The organism is Marinobacter sp. 2_MG-2023 (assembly GCF_030546935.1).
Classification (GTDB): domain Bacteria; phylum Pseudomonadota; class Gammaproteobacteria; order Pseudomonadales; family Oleiphilaceae; genus Marinobacter.
The window spans coordinates 143208-165722 of the sequence record NZ_JAUOPH010000004.1; the positions used below are offsets into that span (position 1 = coordinate 143208).

General features: G+C 53.8%; 22 protein-coding genes. 11 read left to right on the forward strand and 11 right to left on the reverse strand.

The window, feature by feature from the left end; genetic code table 11:
- Nucleotides 1-103: 103 nt before the first annotated feature.
- The 3 genes from Q4501_RS11220 to Q4501_RS11230 are packed head-to-tail and all read right to left on the reverse strand — an operon-like array spanning nucleotide 104 to nucleotide 3293.
- Nucleotides 104-2152 carry an FUSC family protein gene (locus Q4501_RS11220; RefSeq protein WP_303596327.1) on the reverse strand — a complete coding sequence of 683 codons (2049 nt, stop codon included), beginning with the start codon at nucleotides 2150-2152 and terminating at the stop codon, nucleotides 104-106.
- A gap of 13 nt (nucleotides 2153-2165) precedes the next feature.
- On the reverse strand, nucleotides 2166-3026 hold the full coding sequence (locus Q4501_RS11225) for an HlyD family secretion protein (RefSeq protein WP_303596328.1): 861 nt from the start codon (nucleotides 3024-3026) through the stop codon (nucleotides 2166-2168).
- A 9-nt stretch (nucleotides 3027-3035) separates the two neighbouring features.
- Nucleotides 3036-3293, reverse strand: coding sequence for a DUF1656 domain-containing protein (locus tag Q4501_RS11230; protein WP_368497556.1), 258 nt, complete (start codon nucleotides 3291-3293; stop codon nucleotides 3036-3038).
- Between the two features lie 74 nt (nucleotides 3294-3367).
- Here Q4501_RS11230 and Q4501_RS11235 point away from each other — a divergent pair, with 74 nt between their 5' ends.
- Nucleotides 3368-4195 (forward strand): zinc-dependent peptidase, encoded by an 828-nt coding sequence (locus tag Q4501_RS11235; RefSeq protein WP_303596329.1) that lies wholly within the window; start codon nucleotides 3368-3370, stop codon nucleotides 4193-4195.
- 8 nt (nucleotides 4196-4203) lie between these two features.
- Here Q4501_RS11235 and Q4501_RS11240 read toward each other — a convergent pair whose 3' ends face one another.
- The 8 genes from Q4501_RS11240 to feaR form a co-directional block, all read right to left on the reverse strand.
- Nucleotides 4204-4902 carry a crotonase/enoyl-CoA hydratase family protein gene (locus Q4501_RS11240; RefSeq protein ID WP_303596330.1) on the reverse strand — a complete coding sequence of 233 codons (699 nt, stop codon included), beginning with the start codon at nucleotides 4900-4902 and terminating at the stop codon, nucleotides 4204-4206.
- Nucleotides 4903-5009: 107 nt separating this feature from the next.
- Nucleotides 5010-6491: a triacylglycerol lipase gene (locus tag Q4501_RS11245; protein ID WP_303596331.1), complete on the reverse strand. Its 1482-nt coding sequence runs from the start codon at nucleotides 6489-6491 to the stop codon at nucleotides 5010-5012.
- A 181-nt stretch (nucleotides 6492-6672) separates the two neighbouring features.
- Nucleotides 6673-6852, reverse strand: a complete 180-nt coding sequence (locus Q4501_RS11250) for a hypothetical protein (RefSeq protein ID WP_303596332.1) — start codon at nucleotides 6850-6852, stop codon at nucleotides 6673-6675.
- A 48-nt stretch (nucleotides 6853-6900) separates the two neighbouring features.
- A complete protein-coding gene (locus tag Q4501_RS11255) occupies nucleotides 6901-7293 on the reverse strand; it encodes a hypothetical protein (RefSeq protein WP_303596333.1) in 393 nt (130 codons plus the stop codon).
- A gap of 164 nt (nucleotides 7294-7457) precedes the next feature.
- Entirely contained in the window at nucleotides 7458-7898 is a 441-nt protein-coding gene (gene trxC, locus Q4501_RS11260; RefSeq protein WP_303596334.1) for a thioredoxin TrxC, read from the reverse strand.
- A 33-nt stretch (nucleotides 7899-7931) separates the two neighbouring features.
- Nucleotides 7932-8315 (reverse strand): DUF2750 domain-containing protein, encoded by a 384-nt coding sequence (locus Q4501_RS11265; protein WP_303596335.1) that lies wholly within the window; start codon nucleotides 8313-8315, stop codon nucleotides 7932-7934.
- A gap of 29 nt (nucleotides 8316-8344) precedes the next feature.
- Nucleotides 8345-10960 (reverse strand): DUF2339 domain-containing protein, encoded by a 2616-nt coding sequence (locus Q4501_RS11270; RefSeq protein WP_303596336.1) that lies wholly within the window; start codon nucleotides 10958-10960, stop codon nucleotides 8345-8347.
- 241 nt (nucleotides 10961-11201) lie between these two features.
- Entirely contained in the window at nucleotides 11202-12116 is a 915-nt protein-coding gene (gene feaR, locus Q4501_RS11275; RefSeq protein ID WP_303596337.1) for a transcriptional regulator FeaR, read from the reverse strand.
- 343 nt (nucleotides 12117-12459) lie between these two features.
- On the opposite strand from feaR, the gene Q4501_RS11280 reads away from it, so the two are divergent.
- The 10 genes from Q4501_RS11280 to Q4501_RS11325 all read left to right on the forward strand — a co-directional run bounded on the left by Q4501_RS11280 (nucleotide 12460) and on the right by Q4501_RS11325 (nucleotide 22510).
- Complete coding sequence (locus tag Q4501_RS11280) at nucleotides 12460-13782, forward strand: hypothetical protein (RefSeq protein ID WP_303596824.1); 1323 nt, start codon at nucleotides 12460-12462, stop codon at nucleotides 13780-13782.
- 75 nt (nucleotides 13783-13857) lie between these two features.
- Complete coding sequence (locus Q4501_RS11285) at nucleotides 13858-15267, forward strand: aldehyde dehydrogenase family protein (protein ID WP_303596338.1); 1410 nt, start codon at nucleotides 13858-13860, stop codon at nucleotides 15265-15267.
- Between the two features lie 71 nt (nucleotides 15268-15338).
- Entirely contained in the window at nucleotides 15339-16478 is a 1140-nt protein-coding gene (locus Q4501_RS11290) for an amine dehydrogenase large subunit (protein WP_303596339.1), read from the forward strand.
- A gap of 8 nt (nucleotides 16479-16486) precedes the next feature.
- Entirely contained in the window at nucleotides 16487-17029 is a 543-nt protein-coding gene (locus tag Q4501_RS11295) for a MauE/DoxX family redox-associated membrane protein (RefSeq protein WP_303596340.1), read from the forward strand.
- 1 nt (nucleotide 17030) lies between these two features.
- Nucleotides 17031-17642, forward strand: a complete 612-nt coding sequence (gene mauD, locus Q4501_RS11300) for a methylamine dehydrogenase accessory protein MauD (RefSeq protein WP_303596341.1) — start codon at nucleotides 17031-17033, stop codon at nucleotides 17640-17642.
- A gap of 17 nt (nucleotides 17643-17659) precedes the next feature.
- Nucleotides 17660-18190 carry a methylamine dehydrogenase light chain gene (locus Q4501_RS11305; RefSeq protein ID WP_303596342.1) on the forward strand — a complete coding sequence of 177 codons (531 nt, stop codon included), beginning with the start codon at nucleotides 17660-17662 and terminating at the stop codon, nucleotides 18188-18190.
- 2 nt (nucleotides 18191-18192) lie between these two features.
- Nucleotides 18193-18717: a cytochrome C gene (locus Q4501_RS11310; protein WP_303596343.1), complete on the forward strand. Its 525-nt coding sequence runs from the start codon at nucleotides 18193-18195 to the stop codon at nucleotides 18715-18717.
- A 319-nt stretch (nucleotides 18718-19036) separates the two neighbouring features.
- Entirely contained in the window at nucleotides 19037-20221 is a 1185-nt protein-coding gene (locus Q4501_RS11315) for a thiamine pyrophosphate-dependent dehydrogenase E1 component subunit alpha (protein ID WP_303596344.1), read from the forward strand.
- Between the two features lies 1 nt (nucleotide 20222).
- Nucleotides 20223-21200, forward strand: a complete 978-nt coding sequence (locus Q4501_RS11320) for an alpha-ketoacid dehydrogenase subunit beta (protein WP_303596345.1) — start codon at nucleotides 20223-20225, stop codon at nucleotides 21198-21200.
- A 26-nt stretch (nucleotides 21201-21226) separates the two neighbouring features.
- Nucleotides 21227-22510: a 2-oxo acid dehydrogenase subunit E2 gene (locus tag Q4501_RS11325; RefSeq protein WP_303596346.1), complete on the forward strand. Its 1284-nt coding sequence runs from the start codon at nucleotides 21227-21229 to the stop codon at nucleotides 22508-22510.
- Nucleotides 22511-22515: the final 5 nt, after the last annotated feature.

Here is a 22515-nt window from a genome sequence, read left to right on the forward strand (position 1 = left end):
GGTTCAGGCTCGCGCTAGGCGGCACTTTAACACATTCAGCCACCCGACTTTGTTCAGCTAGCGGCCATCACTCTGCAATTGGCGCGCATCAGCCAAAAACTGATCAAACCTGATGAAACATCCGCGCGGTTCGCTCAAACGTCAGGGCCATGCGCTCGAACATACCCTCAATAGTTGCCGTTTGCGCATCCGGCTCTTTGGCATCGTAGATAGCCCTGAGCAGCCCTGCGCTCGCCTCCCTGAAGCGGGCGTTCACAATGCCACGGGAACTCAGCAAATATGTGTCAGCCAGCACCTGCTGCCACTCAGCAAGTTTTGCATCCACTTCAGCACTTCGATGATTCTTGATCCGCCGCCGCAAACGAATGGACATATGACCGATGTTCAGCCCGGTAAAGCCCAGGTCGGTCATATTGCGGTTCGAGCTGCCCGAGCTCTGGTCATAATTAGCGAGCCGCAACAAGCGCTCTCCCATGCGGCCGTTGAACCAGTTTTCAGGACGGCGATGAAAATCGATACCCGTAAGGTCTCGCGCTGTTGCTTCAAGCAAACGGCGCTGCATTAACTGGCCGTCCGGTGGAGTAATGAGCTTGAATACCCAGTACAGAATACTGATACCCACGAAGAGCCCCAGCGCGTTGCTGGTGGCAACTTCCATGTTGAATGTCATATGGTTGCCCGGCTGCACAATAAGCGTGAAAGGAATGCACAGGCCCAGGCCATAAGGCAGGGTTTCCCGGTTTGCCAGGGCCAGCAACGCGACGAAATAAGGGCCGGCCAGTACAAGCGCCAGCAACTCGAAGTCTCCGCTACTCGTTGACAAAAGCCCCATACCAAAAAGCAGTGCCACTGGAATTGCGACCACAACACCGAGCAGCAAGCGTCGTAAGATAGACGTCAATACTACCCGGGAAAAACGGGCAAACATCACGGAGAATACAACCGGCATGATCATCAGCATTATGGCTGCAAGGCTGCCGGTGCTTAACCATACTGCTGCCCCGATCAGGAACACCACAGCGGTCCGGAAGCCGTTAACGGCACCAACCAGCGGGTCACGGTGAGTTTTCAAACTAGACGCTTTCAGCAGTGTCTGATCACGGTTCTCAAGCGCGTTATAGGCCCGCAATACCATAGCCAGGTCCGCAACCAGCTCTGCAGCTGTCTGGGTGAGGCGAATCACAATAGCGGATTCATTTACATACGCGGCCCGATGTTCAAGTAACGCGCGCCTCAACGCCTGGGCCTCAATGTAGGATTCCTCAAAGCTATCCACTTCAGCGACTTTTATGAAGTGGGCTCGCATGTCTTCCAATAACTTGCTGAACGCCGGCGAAACCAGATCCGGGTGGTTTCGTGGAAAACGCCCCATAATTTGCGTAACGGCCAGCAACGACAACACTTTGTTGCAGAGCAGATTTGCCGCCCTGCTCCGCCCCGGCCCCTCTGGCCCTTCATAGGCGACCGCACTGGAATCGTCATTCAGCACAACCAGGGTTTCCAGGATCTGGTCCGCGTGCTGATGACGCTGTTCATGAGTACTGTTCGGGTCCAGCTCCAGCGAGAGATATTCAAGCGTGTCGTTGATAACAACACGGGCATGGCGTCGAAGACTGGCTTTCACCGTGACGGGCCATAACAACTGGCTGACCAACATCGCACAGAGAGCACCCACAGTAATTTCGCTGATGCGCGACTGGGCGATATCAAACACCGCACGACTATCTGCCAGGTTGGGGGTAATCATCACCAACAGAACCACCAGCCCGGCCGTCATTCCTGACATGGCAAAGGCGTAAATAAAGTTGATGTTGTGCACCATGGACGAGGCGGCAGAATTCAGGCCAATCCAGAGCGTGAGACAGGCCAGGGCCAATAAGGGGTATGGCATGAAAAACGCCAGAATCAGAATCCCGACGCCACCACCCAGTACTGACCCCAGAATCTGACATGCGGCCTTTTCCGTCACCAACCCGCTTTCCGGCCGGATTTGCAAAAAGATGGCAGATACCAGTGCCCAATAGGGGCGGTCAAGCTGCAAGAACATAGCTACATACAATGCCAGTACTACGGACACCACCCCTTTGAGGGCAAAAATCACAGAACTTCTGTCAGGCATCAGAAGTTGGGCCAGGAGCGGGTGGAGCGTCATGCAGGCTACTCCGTTACTCGGTTTCCAGGTATATGGAAGCCGTCATGCCCGCACTGATATTTACACCTTCAGGTATCGGGTCGAGCGCTATATCGACAGGAATGCGCTGGGCGAGCCGCACCCAGTTAAACGCTTGCTGTACCTGAGGTAACATCTGGCTATCACTGCGGGTATTCGAATCCGCTATGCCCCGGGCAATACTGACGACCTTTCCGGTAAGCTTCTCATTGCCCGATAGCAGCGTAATTCGCGCCGCTTGCCCCACCTTGACCCTTTGCATCTTGGTTTCTTCGAAGTACCCGGTCACGTAAAAAGAATCACTTCTGATCAGCGATAATGCAGCATTTCCCCGCGAGGCATAATTGCCCTGGCGCAATGCAAAGTTATTCACTATGCCGCTTTCTGGCGCAAAGACCCTTGTCCGCTCAAGGTCGATTCGTGCGGTATCGAGCTCGGCCTGTGCAAGTTGAAAACTGGCTTCTGCAGATTCGGCGCGAATACGGAATGTTTCCAGGCTTCCGAGGCTGACGGTCTGGCGATCGGCTACCTTTTGCCGGTTTTCATACTGATGCCTGGCGAGCTCCATGGCGATACGTTCCTGAACAAGTCGGGCACTCGCTTCGGCAGATTTCGCGCGGTAGCGCGTATCATCAATGGTAAAAAGCAGATCACCCCTGCTGACAGCCTGATTGTTTTTCACATTCAGCCCCGTTACCCAGCCAGAAACGTCCGGAGCGATGGTGATAACATCCGCCCGAATCCGGCCGTCCCGCGTCCAGGGTGAATAGAGATAGTAATTCCAGACCCAGACTCCAGCTGCAACTGCAGCCGCCACCACCAGCAAAGTAATCCCGATACGCCCCGGTTTTCCCATGAGAGTCTCTTAATCCCCGAACAAATAAACGATAGCCGCCAGATAACAAACGAAGACACCCACATCAAACCAGGCTTCCTTCCAGATGTACCGGCGCAGTCCCAGATAATGCAGCAGCAGTCGCGTAGCGGCCGTAAGAATAAACGCAAGAGGCGCAATCACCAGCAACGGGCTGAACAGCATCCCGCCAATACTCATCTCATGAAGCATATAGAACACGGGCCTTTTGAAGAAATACCGAACGACTTGCCCCAAGCGATTGATCATAGTTGCCGCAGAGGCAATTGGCCAATCCGTATATGCTAGAGTGACAGCTATATTTATAATGCGAGCTCTGAAAAATGTCGTCCGCAACTGTATTTGCTGTGTTCGCCGTTGCCTTCATCGCTTCGGCCGTCTTCTATCTGTTCTTCTACAGATCCTGGCGGCGGGAGCGGGAACTGCAGCAACCCTTTCCGCAAGCCTGGCGAAAGCACCTGCGATCAACCGTGCCTCTATATCGCCAGTTACCGAAGCAGCTACAGAAAACTCTGGAAAAGCAGGTTCAGCTATTCCTCGCTGAAAAAAACTTCTATGGATGCGACGGCTTTGAAGTGAATGACCGCGTGCGGGTAGCGATCGCCGGGCACGCCTGCCTTTTGACGCTCATGCGCTCGTATGCGGATTACAACGAGGTTCGCAGCATTCTTGTTTATCCTGATGTCTACAGGGTCGAAGCTTCGGAGCGCGATGGCATGGTGGTTGGCGTCAGCAACCAGGTTCGGGCGGGCGAGGCGTCATCTCTGGGTCAAATAGTACTGGCCTGGGCGGAGTGTGAAAGTGGAGCCATGCAGCCCGGGACGGCGCACAATGTGATCCTCCACGAATTTGCTCACCAGCTGGACTACCTGGATGGCACCGCAGACGGCGCACCGCCGCTAAGCGGGGAGCAAGCCGATGAATGGCAACAGACCATGACCATCGCCTATGACAATCTCCGACACTCCCTAAGGCACCGGCGCAAGAGCTGGCTGGACCCCTACGGCGCCACAAAACCCGCCGAGTTCTTTGCAGTGCTGACAGAAACCTTCTATCAGCAACCGCAACACCTGAAAGACCAACAGCCAGCGGTTTATGATCTGCTCAGCGATTTCTACCGAATAGACCCTGGCGAGTTAATCCAGCACTAGCTTGTCTATCAACCTGAAATGCCCAGGCTTTCCGAATCTTTCTCGATGGACCGATCCAGCAGCTCCAGATAACCGGCTTTGGCTTTAAGTTTGGTCTGGGCGTGTGCTCTCATGTTCAGCTTCCGGAACGCTTGGGCCAGCTCACTCGCACGGTTCATAAGCTGCTCTGGCGCAACAACCTCATCAAGGAAGCCGGCTGCCACAGCGCCTCCAGGGGAGTAGATTTCAGCATTGATAACCGAACGGTAAAAGTGAGCAGGAGCCAAACGATGCCGTGCAATCTCGATGCCGGCATGGTGCATGGTCATACCGATCGCCACTTCATTGAGCCCAAGCTTGAAGTCGCCTTCAATGCCAACCCGGTAGTCGACAGACAACATTATAAACGCGCCCTTGGCAATGGCGTGACCGCTGCATGCCCCGATAACCGGCAATGGAAACGCCGCCAGGCGGCGGGTCAGTTTTGAGCCCACAGTGACCAGTGCCGCCGCCTCTTTCATGCCCTTCTGCATTTCCTTCAGGTCATAGCCCCCGGAAAAGATACCCGGCTGCCCTGACAGGATAACCACGGCCTTATCTTGTTCTGCCTGGTCCAGGGCCTTGTTCAGCTGTTCGAACACTTCGTGGCTGAGGGCATTGGCCTTGCCGTTATTAATAACGATTGTCGCGACACCATCGTTCAGCGAGTAATCTACAAAGTCCGTCACCGGCGTTTCCTCTTGGTGGAGTTAGGTGTGAATGCGCAGAACTTTGCCAGCTTATGCTGGCCGCCACAAATCATTCTTCAACCAATGCCGGTTTCTGCCAGATTTCATCAGGTGCGGTGCTGAAGATTCAGCCGCAACTGAGCGCTGAAACCTTTTTTCGATGACAGAGGAATCAGGTAACTGTCACCATCAGTTTCAGCCTTGCTTCCTCCACGTTCGCTCCATTGCTCATCTGTGGTGACATAGCGCAGGTTCCAGCCGTCACCGGCAGGCGTCATTTTCAGCGTGAGCGTGTCTCGGTACAAGTATTCGCCCTCCACCCTGTGTTCTGTCCACAATGCACCATCAATAAAGTAATCCGTTGCGGATACCGCAAGCTCGACAGTCATTACCATGGTTCGCCCTCGATCAACCGTGATTTTCGAGCTATCCAGGAACGTCGAAAACAGCACCGGAGAGCGAGCTGAATCAAGCCCAGCCTGAGAGGGTTTCATCATCTCGTCGAACTTTCTCAGCACGGCACTGAACGTTTCTTTGCGCCTTTCTGTCAACCGAAAGCTACGAGGCCCCCGGGGCGACACGACAACCTCGAAATAATAGGAAGCACGGACTCGTCTGCCCCCCTGCTTCGCCTTTTCGACAGACGGTGGCAGTGGCAGGGATTCAACCTCCATCACCCCATCGACGCGAACATCACCGAACAAAAATCGCACCATGTTCTGGTAGCCGTCTTCGGAATTAACGATGCCATATGGGCCACTGTGACTGCGATAAACAAAAGCCCTGGGCGCTCCCTGAACGCTGGCGTTCTCTATCGCAACCAGCCCGTCACTCATCTTGCCGGCAAGCCACTTGGATACGCCCTTGGCCGCCCCATAGTCTTGCTGATTGGTCCCGACCAGGCAGAAAAAGCGGTCTGGATCGAATTTGCCATCAAGGGTATCCACTCTCTCCGGCTTGCCATCCAGATCGAGATATTCCGCCATGGTTTTCCGGTTGAAGTTATTGATATCCCAAAGCCCGAGAAACGAAGGGACATTAATGCCAGCCATCTCGATACCATTGTGGGGCGTAGCATAGGTAAACACCTTATCCACAATGTTGCGCATCGGCGGGTTATTAATACCGTCATTCTGCAGCAGGCAACGACAAACCAGGCCGCCCATGGAATGCGCGACAAGATGCACCCGGAATTCCCCAAGCAACTCAGGGTCATCACCACAAAGCTGTTGCCGGATATTCAGAATCAGATCCCTGAGCTGCAACGCAGCGGCAGGAATGGACAGCGGCTTGCCTTCACCAAAATCCCTGTCGGCCTGATCGTAATAACGGTAAACAACAAGGGTTTTATGAGTAATGTCCCGGTCGACCTCAGCACCATCGGAAAAGGCATCGGTATAACCGTAATCCTTCATCAGGCGCATCATCGGAGATTCAAAAATTTGCTTGTAGATGGCTCCATCCCAGGACTGGCGAACTTTCGTCGCGCCCAGGTTAAAGCCCATATAGGGCATGGATACAGTATCGGCAATTTCATTGGCCGTCATGGCATAGCCACGAACATAAATGATGGGATGGAACTGGCTCATGAGACATGCTTCCTTTCAGGCTGATCCTGCCCGACAGGCATGCGATATTCGTTCCGAAAGTCTCTTTATGATGAAGCTGCGAGCACTTGGACCCTTAGGGGTCAAGCTGTTTCAGGTTGGCTTGGCAGAAGTGTAAAAAAGGCTGACGAACAAAATCCCCCGGAGCTGCCTATCCTTTGTCTCAGAAAAAATAATACCGAACCATTTGAGCCACGATCAGCAAGGCCACCAAGGGGAAAATAAACCTTGTAAGGTTGCCGTAGTTACGCGATTCGCCTTTCGGAGCATATTTCTCAACCAGAGGCAGAATAACGATCAACGCCACGAAAAGAACGGCGAGAATAATCAGCAAAGTTTCCATAAGTTGTGTCCCATCTGGCTAGTTCCTTTTAACGAAGGCCGGGGTTGCTCAAGGCTTCAGCTCAATCGTTGGCCGTTGCTGCTTGTCGCGGCGCAGAGCGCAAAACTCCTGAGTTTCCCCGCCCTTGTATCGCACTTTCACATTGAAGCCTGCACCGGGAGTATGGTTGAGCACAAGCACGCGCTTTTTGCCGGGTGCAACGCGAAAAGCCAGTATCGATGATTGAGTATCGGCAGTTCCAAAATCCAGTTGTATGGACTCCACAGGAACCTCACTCCGGTTGTGAAACGTGACTTCCATTCCCTGAACCGGAGCAGTATTGCGGCCAATCACCCAGCCAACCGTCAATGCGATCACAAGTGCCAGATAGAAATAACGGCGGCGCATGCGAGGACGGCGGGGCTCCTTGCCAGAAGAAGCGCTGATAGTAGTGCCATCCATTGAACAAACTCCCGAAAAAACTTATCCCACAAATCTGTGGATAACTTTGTGAAAAGGCGAGGGACAAGCAAGCTCAGCCCGGTTAAAACGGGTGTTCGACAAATGTGACCGTTAAGTGACCAGATCATTTATTGTTCGGTGGCATTCTGTCGATACGCCGGCCTTCAACAGCCGTTGCTTTGCAGCCACTGATTAATCTGGCCCTGATTCATCGCGCCGCTTTGCCGAGCCAACTCGCGGCCGTTACGGAACAGAATCAACGTTGGAATACTGCGGATACCGAATTGTCCGGACGGCCCAGGGTGTTCTTCTGTATTGAGCTTGGCAAAGCGAACCTTGCCTTTCCAGCTTCGCGCTGCCTGCTCGAACTGCGGGGCCATCATCTTACAGGGGCCACACCAGCTCGCCCAAAAATCCACCAGAACAGGCAAGTCACTGCGCCCGGTATGAGCCGCAAAGCTCTGCCCGCTCAACTCCAGCACACCCTCTGGCCATAACGGCTGTTTACAGGCTCCGCAGTTACCGCCGGCGGCCACACGCTCCGCCGGCACGCGGTTTGTCTTGTTACAGTGGGGGCAAACTACATGTTTAATGTCATCACTCATGATTTCACCTCACAGTGCTTGGAATCGCTCGCTCTAAAAACCGGAAAGCTCGTCTTGCAGATCCTTTTTAAGCTCGGCCGCTTCGGTTATCCACACCGTTTTATCAAGGCCCGGAAACACTCCCACCTGCAACCCGTCTTTCGATAACCCCGGCACCCACTTCTTGAAGAAATCAGGCAAAGAGATGCTTTTCGGGCTCAAATCATCCGAACCCTGGGCATAGGCAACAGCGAATTCTGAACTGGGCCAGACCGGCAAGTGCGCCATCCCGTCATCTTCCGAGACAATAGTCAAAAAGCGGCTATCCGAATTGACGAGTATCCAGATGTCCCGTTCTTCCATCACTTCGCTCAAAAAATAATCGTAACGCTCTTCGCCAGTCATCTCGAGAACGCTGGTCAGTTGCTCATCCGTCATAATCTGCATCTCTGTTTATTGAATTCGGCTCAGGAAGCCTGCTCACTGGTACGCTGCGCTTTTCGATACATCCAGGCCAGCCCGAGCAACGCCAGGCCCAGCCCCATAAAGGCTGCCACCCGCCAGAGGCCCTGCAGGCCAGCCATATCCAGCAGGAATATCTTGCCGATAACCATGCCCAACAAAGCCATGCCCGCCTTATACAACATAATATGGGCACTTTTCGCCGAATAAACCGTGGAATAGATAATTGCCGCGATGGCGTAGAGCATTCCAATCACCGAATAGGTATATAGCTCTCCCTCTGTCATACCAAACCAGAATGCCATGTCGCTACCTTGCCAAAGCTGACGAATTTCCAGGGCAGTGAACAGAAGAAAGCCCGCCGCCGCGACGCACAGAGACCAGATCTTCGGTGCAATCTCCGGGAACCGGCTGATAACCAGAGCCAGAAGAACCGGACCACCGAAGGCCGGCAGCAGCATATTGAAAATTGGCGTATCCCCGATAGTACCTTCATTCCACCAGGGGTTGTGGATAGTGATTAACGCAAGGTAACTGAGACTGGAAAGCGCCAACAAAATCCATGAGAACAACCGATAAAGCCAGGTCAGGGACTGGCTGGTTTTGGCACGAACAGCATAGGTCACGCTAAGCGCACCCCAGAGTAAGGCATTCAAGGTTGCTTCGGTAAGGCTGTATTCGTGAATAAAGATATTACCGTCGTACAGCCAGTAACGCAGCTCCGTACCGAGGAACAGCACCAGCAGGTGCAGGGTTGCGCCTTCCAGCCAGGGGCGAATCGAATGGTTTTTATCCGCCAGCCTGGTTGCAACCGCCGCAAGCAAAGTGGCTCCGCCGTAGGTCCATAACGACCAGTGAACACTCGCATCGTAACCCTGCAGCCAGGGGTTAAACGTCAGACGTGCCACGACCAGTGCCAGAACGCCTTTCAGAAGCAGGTAGAGTTCTGGCATCTGATAACGCCGCGCAAGCCAGGTCAGGCTGACAAACTGAACCGACAGCGCCAGCGTGAGCGATGCTTCACGGAAGGCCATAACCGTGGCCAGCGAGTAGCTGACGTGCGCTGCCAACACTGCCCAGACCACACCGTTTCCGTAACGCGCCCGCCCTTCCATTTGCCAGGCCAGAGCGCCGTATACTCCGCCCAGAAGAAGGGTGACAACCGCCCAAACGGTCGACGTCTCGCCATAACCGTGCAGCAAAAGCCACCCCAGGATCAGCCACACCAGCGGTGAGAGCAGCGTTAGCGAGGCCCAGCGCCGCTTATCGTCGAAGCGCCCCCACTGCCACAAACCAAGGCCTGTGGAGGTGATAGCAGCGACCATGAGGTAGCTGATAAAACCTGCCTGTTGCTTCATGGGGAGCTGAAGCAAATACACGAAATCATCCCCCACTCCTCCTACATAAAGCAGCCAGCCCGCGGCAGTAGCCAGAACAGCCGCCCAGGGCAGAAACCACAGAGCACCGCGGCTCTGTGGAACCAGGATGGCTGCCGGGAGAAGGAGCAACCAGCTCCACATCGGCGTACTGCCGGCAGTCTGGTGCGCAATTGAAATACCCCAGATGGCTAATATCGGCAAAAATGCTTCGCGCAACCGGGAGGGCGCGGCCTGCTCCTGGCCAGGCAAGAAAGCAAAAACCACAAACAGTGCAGCCAGATAGCAAGCTGTGGCCAATTCCGTGGGCGCCGCAACGACGGTAACGGCCCACCAGAGCAACGCTCCCGCAAGCGTGGCGTACCAAAGCCAGTCGCGAAAGACGTAACGCATTAACAGGAGTGAGCTGAGCGTAATCAGGAAGCTGTATGACAGCACAAAAGTGACACTGCCATCCTCACCACCGATCAAAAGAGGCACCAGGTAAGCGCCACTCAAGCCCATGATCGCCAGCAAGGGGCCGTGCACCAGTGCCAGAGCCATGGTCGCCAGAGATACTACCGCCAGGGCAATCAGCCCAATGACAGGCCCGATCAGGTCGTAGTGGTGAACACCGGCCAGCAAGGCCGCATACAGTGTGACACTGCCGCCGCCCGCCAGTGCAGCAAACACCTGGTCGGTGCTCATGTGGCGCCGGCGCAGATACTCCGCTCCCGCATGCAAGGCAAGGCCAGTAAAAAGAGCGAGCAGCAATTGCTGAGCCGGACCGATCAACCCTGCATTAATGGAATGGCTGACCATGAAAATGCCTGCCAGAGCCACACTCAGACCACCCAGCCAGACCATCCAGTTCTCTTTCAGAGCAGCAATAAAGCGGGATGGCTCACGGGGCTCAATCCAGTCATCTGTCTCTACTTCTGCGTGACTGCGCGAGGTTGACCACTGAGCCTCAATGGCCTTTTCGACTGCCCGCCGCTCAGACTCCGCCTGTTGTTCAGGGATAATCTCTCGTGGCTGTTCGGGCCGCTGTGCCCGCGAGGGTGACGGCGAAGCCTCCGGTGGAGCCTGCCTGTTCTGAAGACGCAATTCGGCAACCTCAAGGTGCAACGAAGCAACCTCATGACTCAGTGCGTCGATACGGGAGGCTTGCTCATTGCGCTTGCGAAATGCCAGAAAACCAAGAACGGAGCCAATTGGTATAAACAGTAAAAGACCCACGCCAAGAAGAATAAGTATTGCTTCCAAACCCCTTCACCTTTTTCAAGATTCCATTCAGATGCGGCGTAAGGCGCCGGCGTAATGCGCAGTCTATAGTTTCTGAGAAAAATGCTCATCTACAAAAGCCGACGTATTACGCGTCCAGGCAAAAAAACCAGCCAAGCAACCATCTATAATTTCTCGGGGTACGGGCGAAAAAAATGAACAGAAAGGGGCAACAGTTGAAATACAGAATTGGCTTGATGCCAGCCAATAGACAAAATAAATATCAGCTTGGGGAACAGCGTTTCCTGAAGTCAGAGGGAGTCATTCCAAAGCGCCCCTTGAACGCGGTGGAGAAATAACTGGAGCTACCAAAGCCAAACCTATACACAACCTCTGTGAGGCTCAACCTCCCGCTATTTGCCCTGATATAATCAGCACACATTTCCAGCCTCTGAGCCTTCACATATTCTGACAAAGTGATCGAATTACCCGCAAATGCTCGATGAAGGCTCCGGACCGATGTCCCGACTGAGTTGGCAACCATCGATGCGTTAAGGCCAGGTTCTCCGATATTGTTTTTAACAAACTCTGAAGCGGCCCTGAAAATCTTGTCGTAAGGCTCGGTACTATGGACGCTCTTAAGGACTGACGGTTTAATCAAGGTGGCCAGCGAATCGAGAATCGCCGCACCTTCCTCTATGTCGAGATTTTCATGCCGAGAGGCTTCAAGCACCAGCTTGGTAGCAAAGCCGGCAATATGTGAGTCAGCCGGAATTTTTACGCCCAGTTCAACCTTACTGAGATTCAATATCCGCTCAATAATCTGTCGCGGCAAAATGAGAGATATCTGTTGCGCCAGCTTTTGATAGGAAAACCGGAACGGTAATGCGGAATCCACAAGTACAATGTCCCCTGGCGTCAGAGACGAACGATTCCCGACTTGCTCCACCAGCGAACAACCCTGGATCTGGAAAACACAAAAAAAGTCCGGCACCCCACTTTTCTGTATCTCTTTGGGGGTTCGATATAGATCTGCGCCTCGGATACTAACCCTGGACATATCCAGCGATCCACCTACTTTCTCGACAGATCCTGAAAATTCATCTCCTACTGGGTTCGCCAAAAATGGCCCGCATATATCATTGATATTGCTGATCCATCTATCGAAATCATCAGTCCCGCCAGTACGTAAGGACACGTTTATGACCTCTTGCTCTTGTTAGTAATTATTGGCCATGAAGTTGACTAGAAAACAATCAAAAGTCAAGGAATCGTTCCGAGAGCCTGCGCCCGGATTTTGATACAAGCCCCTACGAATATCAAAGAAAGGGGTATCAGGCCAACCATGTGTTTTCGCCATACTGGCACAACAACGAAACCTTCTGGCACCGAAGAGAAAGCCCGCAGCGTGCTGAGTTGATAAAAATAGAAGACATAACGGCACCCATGCCGACGAAGGCCAGAGGCAGCTGCACAAGTTACTTCTGAGCCAGCTTCAAACATAAAACAAAAAAGGCTGAACAATGCATCAGAACAATCAACTGCGACATGCTTTTTTATGTCTTCTTGCTGCCGGTCTTGCGGTTCCAACGGCCTCCGCAGTCGAAATTTCAAACAGTGACAACCACGAACTTAATGCAGACCTGGAGCTAGCCGCCGGCATTTTTAAAAGTGACAAGAACTATCTGTATGACTCCGACCGAGGCGGGGCTACTTGGCAAGAAGGCTATTTCAAATACGGCCTATCGGGTAATTACTCTTTAGGTAAAAACGCTTCAATTTACGGAAGCGTTAGTGCTGTCTCGTCGGGTACGTTCGGTGAGGGCGATGCCGGCGGTTTCAGCACGGGAGACGAGCGCAACACGGATCTTGAGGATGCCTATATTGGCTTCAAATCCGGTGACTACCTGCCATTTCTCGGCCACAACGGCCTGGACGTATCGTTTGGCAGCCAGAACTTCGCCATTGGCGATGGCTTCCTCATAAACGGCGATGCCCTGAATTTTGGCGAGGGGTTGAATGGGGGAGGCTTTGATTTTGATCGCGGCGGGGCGTACTGGCTTGCGGCGAGAAAGGCCTTCGACAAAACCGCATTGGTTCGAATTGGAGGCAACACAGGATTACGCTCGGATTTGTTCTGGGTTGAATCGGACAATAATGCCCAGGCCGATACCGAACTGACTGGCATCAACCTTGAGTATGTATCGCGCAACGGAACCTTCGGCCTGATGCATTTAAAAGGTCTGGGCGTAAACGACCGATATGCTCAGGCGCTTGGACTCACGGCCAGAGATGGCCAGGACACTACCAGCTTCAGGTATCAGGGTAATGCCGGCGTCGAGCCACTTTTTCTTTCGGCTGAGTTTGTAACCCAGGGCCAGGGTGACACCAGCCGTGAGGATGCCAGGGCCTGGTATATGGAAGCCGGGTGGAGCTTTAGTGAACAGTCGTGGTCTCCAAGCGTGAATATCCGCTACTCCACGTTCGAGGAAGACTTTGACCCTCTGTTTTTCGGTTTTAATCGCGGGTATGGAACCTGGTTCCAGGGTGAGGTTGCCGCGAACTACGCCGGGCCATTCAACAGCGACACAGATGTACTTCACCTTGGCATAAAAGCTTACCCCTCCCCCACCGTCGCAATTGGCGCTTTATTTTTCGACTTCAGTGACACTGCTCAAGGAAGCGGGACACTGGATAGCCAGGAATTCGACCTTTACGCCGAGTGGGCCGTTAACGACCATCTATTCCTGAGCCCTCTCATCGGTTTTTTTAAACCCGAGAACCGTGGGGCTGATGGCGGCAGCCAGCTCCAGGACAACGACCTGAACACATACGCTCAAATCATGGCGGTTATTGCCTTTTAAACAAGGGGCCAGCGGGGCACCAATATGGCTTCGCCCAAGAACAACATTGAACATCAACAGCTGGAGACCTGATACATGCAGACTTACCGGAATACTGTGGACGGAAACCTTGCAGAACCCGCGAGCAGGTACGAAATATTCAATCCTGCCAACGGTCAATCCTTGGGGTATGCGCCAGAGAGCGACGAACAGGAAGTCGACCGAGCGGTTCATGCGGCCTTGCTCGCTCAGAAAACCTGGGCAAAACGAAGTGATGGGGAACGACGCGACATTACTTTGAAAATCGCTCAGATCCTTGAAGATAACTCGGGGTATCTGGCAGAACTGCTCACACGGGAGCAAGGCAAACCCCTGTCCGGCCCCGGCTCGCGTTTTGAAATGCAAGCCTGTGTCGGATGGACTCAGGTCCCGGCTAGTCTGGAACTCCCACCAGAGACGGTATACGAAGATGATGAGCGCAAAGATACATTACATCGTGTTCCACTAGGAGTTGTTGCGGCAGTCGCCCCATGGAACTGGCCCCTGATGATAGCCATTTGGCAAATCATCCCCGCCATAAGAATGGGTAATACCGTTGTCCTGAAGCCTTCTGAATACACCCCTATCGCAACGTTAGAGATGGTAAGGCTGATTAGCGAGGCTCTCCCGCCGGGAGTGCTCAACACCGTAACCGGTGACGGAAACATTGGCAGCAAGCTGACCCATCATCCCGATATCAGCAAAATCATGTTTACCGGCAGCGAAGCCACAGGCCGCCATATTGTCAAAGCATCCGCCAGCAATCTGGCTCCCATAACCCTGGAACTGGGTGGCAACGATGCCGCCATCGTTCTACCGGGAACGGACATTAAACGCATAGCAAATGATTTGTTCTGGGGGGCATTCCTGAACATGGGTCAGACATGCGCCTGCATCAAGCGTCTCTATGTTCAGGAGGACGACTACGAGGCCGTCATGTCCGAACTCAGTGCAATCGCCAGCCAGATGAAAATAGGTGACGGCATGGATGAATCGGTGCTGATTGGCCCCCTCCAGAACAAAATGCAATTTGAAAAAGTCAGAAACCTTGTGTCCGACGCCAGATCAGCCGGTTGCGACGTCCGTGAATTTGGCGAAGTACCCGAACAAGGCTACTTCCTGCCAATTACGCTGGTCGGCAACATTATGGACGGCCAGAGGCTGGTTGATGAAGAACAGTTTGGACCTGCCTTGCCAATCATTCGCTATCGGGAGCTGGATGATGCTTTCGAGTCCGCAAACCGGCTCGACGCAGGCCTCGGCGCCTCCCTTTGGACAGACAGACCGGAAGAAACAATCGAGCTTGCAACCCGATTGGAAGCCGGGACTGTGTGGGTCAATCAGCACGGCGCGATTCATCCTATGGTTCCCTTTGGCGGGAACAAAGCATCCGGCTACGGCGTGGAATTCGGCATTGACGGCCTGAAAGCAGTCACCCAGAGCCGAGTGATAAGCATAAAAAAATAGAACAGCCTGCCGCATTTCCGGGATGCGGCAAATAACGAAACAACAGAAAAACAACATCGAGGATCTAAACAATGTACCTACCCAAAAAACTGGCGTGCTGCCTGATGGTAGCGTCCAGCCTTGTTGCTGCGAGCGCGAATGCGCGGCTACCCAACGAAACCGTTGGCAAGACAACCCTCCCGCTGCCTGATGACCATCGAAGCTACATGGTGGATTTTGAGTTCAACAACATGGTCTCTACGCGGGTTGTGGTAATTGACCCCGATAACCAGAAATACCTGGGCATGATACCGACAGGTCACGCTGCTCCTGCGACACTGTCTCAGGACAGGAAGACCATCTTCACCGCTGACTTCTACTACACGCGTTACGTGCGCGGGGAGCGCACAGATGTCCTCACCGCCTGGGATAGCCAAACCTTATCTCCGTCGTGGGAGCTTGAGTTACCAAGCCAACGTGCCTTCACCTTGACTGAACGTTTTTCGCTAGCGACCAGTAGTGATGACAAGTTCGTCTACATATACAACTTCACTCCATCTACCTCTGTAACCGTCGTCGATACCACCAAGAAAGAGATGGTTAACGAAATTACGATCAACGGCTGCATTCTTAACTACCCGGTGGGTGAGCGCCGGTTTGCTTCCCTCTGCGGAGACGGATCGCTGCAGATGATTACGCTGAACGATGAGGGTCAAGAAACCGACCGCACAAGAACCACATTTTTTGACCCGGATGTGGTCAAGCTGGTTGAAAGAGCAACCGTTATTGGAGAGACCTATTACTTCGTGACTACTCTGGGGGAAGTTCTGCCTCTGGACTTATCAGGAGACAAACCAAAGCTTTTACCACGCTGGTCGCTCGTAACGCGTGAAGAAATGGCCGAAGGCTGGGCACCGGGCGGCTGGCAACTGCTCACAGCCGCGCCGGAGCTGAATCGCCTTTACGTGCTGATGCACCCCGACCATAAGCCCCATAACTGGGAAGACCCAAGCCAGATTATCTGGGAGTTTGACCTGAAAACCGGCGAAAAAATCGGGACACTGGAATCCCCTAATTACATCTGGAGCCTGAGTGCTACCTCAGACAACACGCCTTTACTACTGGGCTCAAATATTGAGGGTGGGCTGGAGATATTTGACCTTTCCACTGGCGAACATACGGGAACAATGGAAGGCGTTACGAAAACTCCGACGCTGATACTGAATCATTAAGAGGTGACATGATGATAGACCCTATTATCAGCACAGCGGCTGCTTTGGCACTGAGCGTTATCTTCGCCAGCGCTGCCAGCCATAAACTTCGGCACCCCGGCTGGTTTCGCCGCCAGGTGCAAGAGTATGAGCTAGTCCCAGGGCTCACGGTACCCATCGTAGCAACAGCCCTGCCGCTGGCGGAGCTCACGATTGCCGTTGGCCTGCTATGGAGCATCAGTAGACCTTATGCCGCGGCTCTGGCATTCATACTTATTGCTGCTTACACACTGGCCATCGCCATCAACCTGGCGCGGGGTCGCAAAGATATCGACTGTGGCTGCTCCGGGCCGGCAATGCGACAGCCACTGCAACCCGCTTTATTTGCTCGCAACCTGCTACTGGCAGTCATGGCCCTTTGCGCTTTACTACCTATGCTTGACCGTTCGCTCAGCCTGCACGACAGCTTCGTAATGATTGCCGCAGGAACCGTGCTGATTTTGTTATACACAGCCACAGATCTCTGGCTTGCCAATAGACCACTACTACTAAAAATGTCAGGAGAAAAATAAGATGCAAGCACTCATCGTTTCAAACATTTTGCTTTGGCTTCTGCTGATAGCCACCTCCCTGGTTCTTCTCGGCCTTATCCGACAAATTGGCGTTTTACATTCACGAATTGCCCCTGCCGGCGCACTTATGCTCGATAAGGGCATCGAAGTTGGCCAGCCTGCCCCGCAAGTTACGGCACCAGACCGTTTCGGGCGCCCGGTCAACCTGGGCTATGCCGGTGAACGATCAACTCTTCTCTTTTTTCTTTCGCCCACCTGCCCCATCTGTAAGACGTTGATCCCTGCAATCAAAGCCATCAGCCGGTCGGCAAAAGATGTGGACGTTGTTTACGTCAGTGACGGCGACGCCGCAGAACATGACAAGCTCATTGCCGAGGCAGGGCTTGAAAAGTCTACCTATGTTGTAAGCCCTGAAGTCGGCATGACCTATCAGATTGGCAAGCTGCCGTATGCGGTGCTAATCGATAAAGCCGGCACTCTCAAGGCCAAGGGCCTGGTAAATTCCAGGGAACATCTGGACAGTCTTTTCGAGACCGAGATACTGGGCTCATCAACACTTCAGGATTATTTGAAGACCCAGTCCGCATCCCCGGGTATTCACACGCCATCCTGATTAAGGAGAAAAACAAAATGAAATTTCTTGATCGCTTTTTTGAACGCTCGTCACGTCACGTGGCCAATACAACGGGGCGGCGGCAGTTCATCGCAAGATTCGGATCCTTTATGGCTGTCGGTGTGGCTGCTCCAGCACTTCTTCCAATCGACAGAACGGGCAAAGCTCTGGCTGCCGGAGCGCCTTCAGCTGGGGACCCAGGGGATCCAACCAGCTGTGACTACTGGCGCTACTGTTCTGTTGATGGTTTTTTATGCAGCTGCTGTGGCGGCTCGGTAACCAGCTGCCCACCTGGAACGGAATCCTCACAAGTCACTTGGGTCGGCACCTGCCGCAACCCGGCCGACGGCATCGACTACATCATTTCCTACAACGATTGCTGTGGCAAACACAGCTGTGCCCAATGCGCCTGTACACGGAACGACAGTGAAGAGCCCATGTACCGGCCATTCAATAACAATGACATCAACTGGTGTCTCGGCACCGACAGCAGTGTCTACAATTGCACAGTAGCGGTTATTCGGGGTGTAGCAACCCCAGGAGCTTGACAATGCGTGCACTGCTAAGTGCTTTGACTTTAGCCCTTCTGGTTGCCTCCCCTTCGGGGGAGGCAAGGGTTATTCCCGACCCTGGCCAGAAACCGGCACCGGGTAACGAAGCCCGGCAAACGCCTTTGCAGCAAGCCGGTTATTCACCCTCGGTGAACTATCAACTGCAATGTCTGGGCTGCCATCTGACAAACGGCGAGGGTTCGCCTCGAAATGATGTTCCCATGATGACAGGCTTTGTCGGGAACTTTCTGAAGGTAAAAGGAGGCCGTGAGTTTCTCATACAGGTTCCAGGCTCATCGCTGTCTGCTCTTAACAACCAGCAGTTAGCCGACTTACTCAACTGGATGCTGACAGACGACGGAATTGCATCAGGAAGTGCCCCTGACGGATTCAAACCCTACACGGGAGAGGAGGTCGAAGCCTACAGGGAGGTCATGATAAAAGACCTGCCTGGGTACAGGCTGAATCTCATTAAACAGATCAGGGATCTGGATATAGATATTCCCGAAAATGTCATACCGTAACTCAGTCCCCATGAATTAAACGCGGCTCAATCACACCCGAAGCCGCGTTTTCTTATTTTGTCGACAAACCTGACCCTCCTCGTTACAAACACTACCCAAATCTCGCACTTTACGTTAAGGTCAACTTTGCCGAGCTTTATTGGTTTTACCCGAACCGGTAAAGCTGGCAACAGGAGCCGCATCGCAACACCGGCAGGGTTGCATATTGCGTTCTATACTCTGGAAACCACCGGCAGTTAGAACAAAAGGCTCCGTAACTTAACGAAGCCCTCACAAGGGGCATTCTGTTCCTCAAGCCATCACCCCAGGACGAGGATTTATGACAACAACAAAGTCAAAAACCGTTTACTCCCCCGTTTTTACCGACGGTGCGGAGTTCCGTATCCCGACGTTTAAACTCCTGAAACAGGACGGCTCGCTCTACAAAGGCGGCAAGGCTCCTGACATCGACAAAGAAAAAGCGCTTCGAATCTATCATGCGATGGTAACAACCCGTGTGCTGGATGAACGCATGCTGGGAGCTCAACGCCAGGGGCGCCTGAGCTTTTATATGCAGTGCACAGGCGAAGAGGCTTCTGTTATCGGCAGCACCGCCGCGCTGGACGATGCCGACATGATCATGGCTCAGTATCGTGAGCAGGGCTCCCTGGCCTATCGCGGCTTTACCATTGACGAGTTCATGAACCAGCTGTTCGGCAATGAACGGGACTATGGAAAAGGCCGCCAGATGCCGGTTCACTATGGGTCCAGCAAGCTCAATTACATGACCATTTCCTCACCGCTGGCCACACAGATTCCCCAGGCCACCGGTTATGCTTATGGCCAGAAAATGGCTGGCGACGGGCATTGCACGGTGGTCTATTTTGGCGAGGGTGCAGCGTCAGAAGGCGATTTCCACGCGGCCCTGAATATGGCAACCGTTCATCGCGTGCCGGTAATCTTCATTTGTCGTAACAACGGTTATGCCATCTCTACCCCGGCCGTTGAGCAGTTCGCCGCCGATGGCGTCGCGCCCCGCGCCTACGGCTACAAGATGGACGTCATCCGGGTAGACGGTAATGACATTCTTGCGGTTTATCAGGCCACCGAGGCCGCCCGAAAACTGGCCGTGGAACAGAACCGGCCAGTTCTGATCGAGGCCATGACTTATCGCCTGGCCGCACACTCCTCATCCGATGATCCGTCAGGCTACCGCAGTAAAGACGAAGAGTCTGTGTGGCGTGAGAAAGATCCCATCCTGCGCATGCAAAACTGGCTCACGAAGAAAAAATGGTGGAGTGAAAGCGAAGAGAAAGAACTGCAGGAGCGCCTGCGCCGCGAGGTGCTCGAAACCATGAAGCGAGCCCAGAAGCTCCCCCCTCCCCCACTGGAATCTCTGATCACGGATGTTTACGACGAGGTGCCTCCTGCGTTGAAGGCACAATATGAAAAACTCAAATCGCACATCCGCAAGTACCCGGACGAGTATCCAAAGTCGGCCGAACACGTTAAAGGAGGGGCGTAACATGGCGAAGATGAACATGCTGCAAGCCATCAATGATGCGCTTGATATCGCGATGGCCGCCAACGACCGCGTTCTCTGCTTTGGCGAAGATGTCGGTGTTTTTGGTGGTGTATTCCGGGCTACCAGCAATCTGCAACAGAAGTATGGCAAAGACCGCTGTTTCAACACGCCTCTGGTTGAGCAAGGCATTATCGGATTCGCTAACGGTCTGGCGGCCCAGGGCTCGTATCCGGTGGCTGAGATCCAGTTTGCCGATTACATATTCCCGGCCTTTGATCAGATCGTCAACGAAACGGCCAAGTTCCGTTATCGCTCTGGCAACCTGTTTAACGTGGGTGGGCTGACGATTCGTGCCCCCTACGGCGGCGGCATAGCCGGCGGCCTTTACCACTCCCAATCGCCCGAGGCCTATTTCGCCCATACACCGGGCCTGCAAATCGTAGTGCCACGCAACCCGCATCAGGCTAAAGGCCTGCTACTGGCCTCCATCAACGATCCCAATCCGACGCTGTTCTTCGAGCCCAAGCGCTTGTATCGCGCCTCCACAGGCGAGGTACCAGAAGGCGAATATGAACTGCCTATCGGCGAAGCCGAGGTTTTGAAAGAAGGCAGCGATGTAACGGTATTGGGCTGGGGTGCCCAGATGGAAGTTATCGACAAAGCCGTCGAGTTGGCCGAAGCAGAAGGCTTCTCCTGCGAGGTCATTGACCTGCGCACCATCTTGCCCTGGGATGTGGAAACCGTCGCCGAATCCGTGCTTAAAACCGGGCGCCTGGTGATCACCCACGAAGCCCCCCTCACGGGCGGCTTTGCCGGTGAGATCGCCGCCACGATCCAGGAGCGCTGCTTCCTCTATCTGGAATCACCGATCGCACGGGTCACCGGGATAGACACGCCTTTCCCGCTGGTGCTTGAGAAAGAGCACTTCCCCAACCACCTGAAGGTCTATGAGGCCATTCGGGAAAGCGTCGAATTCTAAGCGGATATCCGGACAGGAGAACAACGATGAGTGATTTTATACTGCCCGATATCGGCGAAGGTATCGTGGAATGTGAACTGGTCAAATGGCTGGTGAGTGAAGGTGACCTGATCGAAGAGGATCAGCCGGTCGCCGAAGTTATGACCGACAAGGCGCTGGTAGAGATTCCCGCCCCCTATAAGGGCCGGGTGACGCGCCTGTATTGGAAAGAAGGCGACATAGCAAAAGTGCATGCGCCCCTGTTTGAACTGGTTGATGAAAGCGGTGAAGGCTCTGATCAGAGCTCAGCGGAACAGGCTGCAACAAGCGAGGAGAGCAACAGCAAGACGCCGGAGGCAAAGCAGGCAGAGCCGCAAAAAACGCAGGAATCTGCACAAGCGCCAGCCGCAAAATCAGCTGTCTCCCCTGAGGCACCGCGCACCCCCGCCAGCCCTGCTGTACGTCGGCTCGTTCGTGAAAACGAACTGACACTCGATAGCATTGAAGGTTCTGGCAAGGATGGCCGCGTACTCAAATCTGATGTATTGACCCACCTGGAACAGCCTGCCTCCGGCGGTTCATCAGCCCCCGCGAGCGGAATGCGCAGGGCTGACGCGCAGAACCAGGAAGTTCGCATAGAACCCATTAAAGGCATGCAGGCGGTGATGGCCAAACGCATGGTGGTCTCTGCATCGACCATCCCGCACTTCAACTTCAGTGAAGACATTGATGTCACCGAGTTGCTGAGCCTGCGCCAGCAACTCAAGCCCGAAGCCGAAGCACGGGGTTCCCGCCTCACACTCATGCCTTTCATCATGAAAGCCATAGCGCTCGCTGTGCGGGAATACCCTGTGCTCAACAGCCAGCTCAACGAGGATGTCACCGAAATCCACTACCAGCCGAACTGTAACGTAGGCATGGCCGTGGACAGCAAGATCGGCCTGCTCGTACCCAACGTCAAAAACGTGGATCAGCTTACGTTGCTGGAGATTGCTGACGAAGTCACCCGGCTGACCGAAGCAGCCCGGGAAGGCCGGGTAAGCCAGGCGGATCTCAAAGGTGGCACCATTACCATCTCCAACATTGGTGCACTGGGAGGCACTTACGCCTCACCCATCATCAATGCTCCGGAGGTGGCTATTGTAGCTCTCGGACGCACCCAGAAGCTGCCTCGTTTTGATGCCAACGGGCAAGTGGCTGAACGCGCGATAATGACGATCAGCTGGGCTGGCGATCATCGCATTATTGACGGCGGCACCATCGCCCGGTTCAATAATCTGTGGAAGAGCTACCTGGAATCACCACAATCCATGCTTCTGCATATGGGCTGACCTGT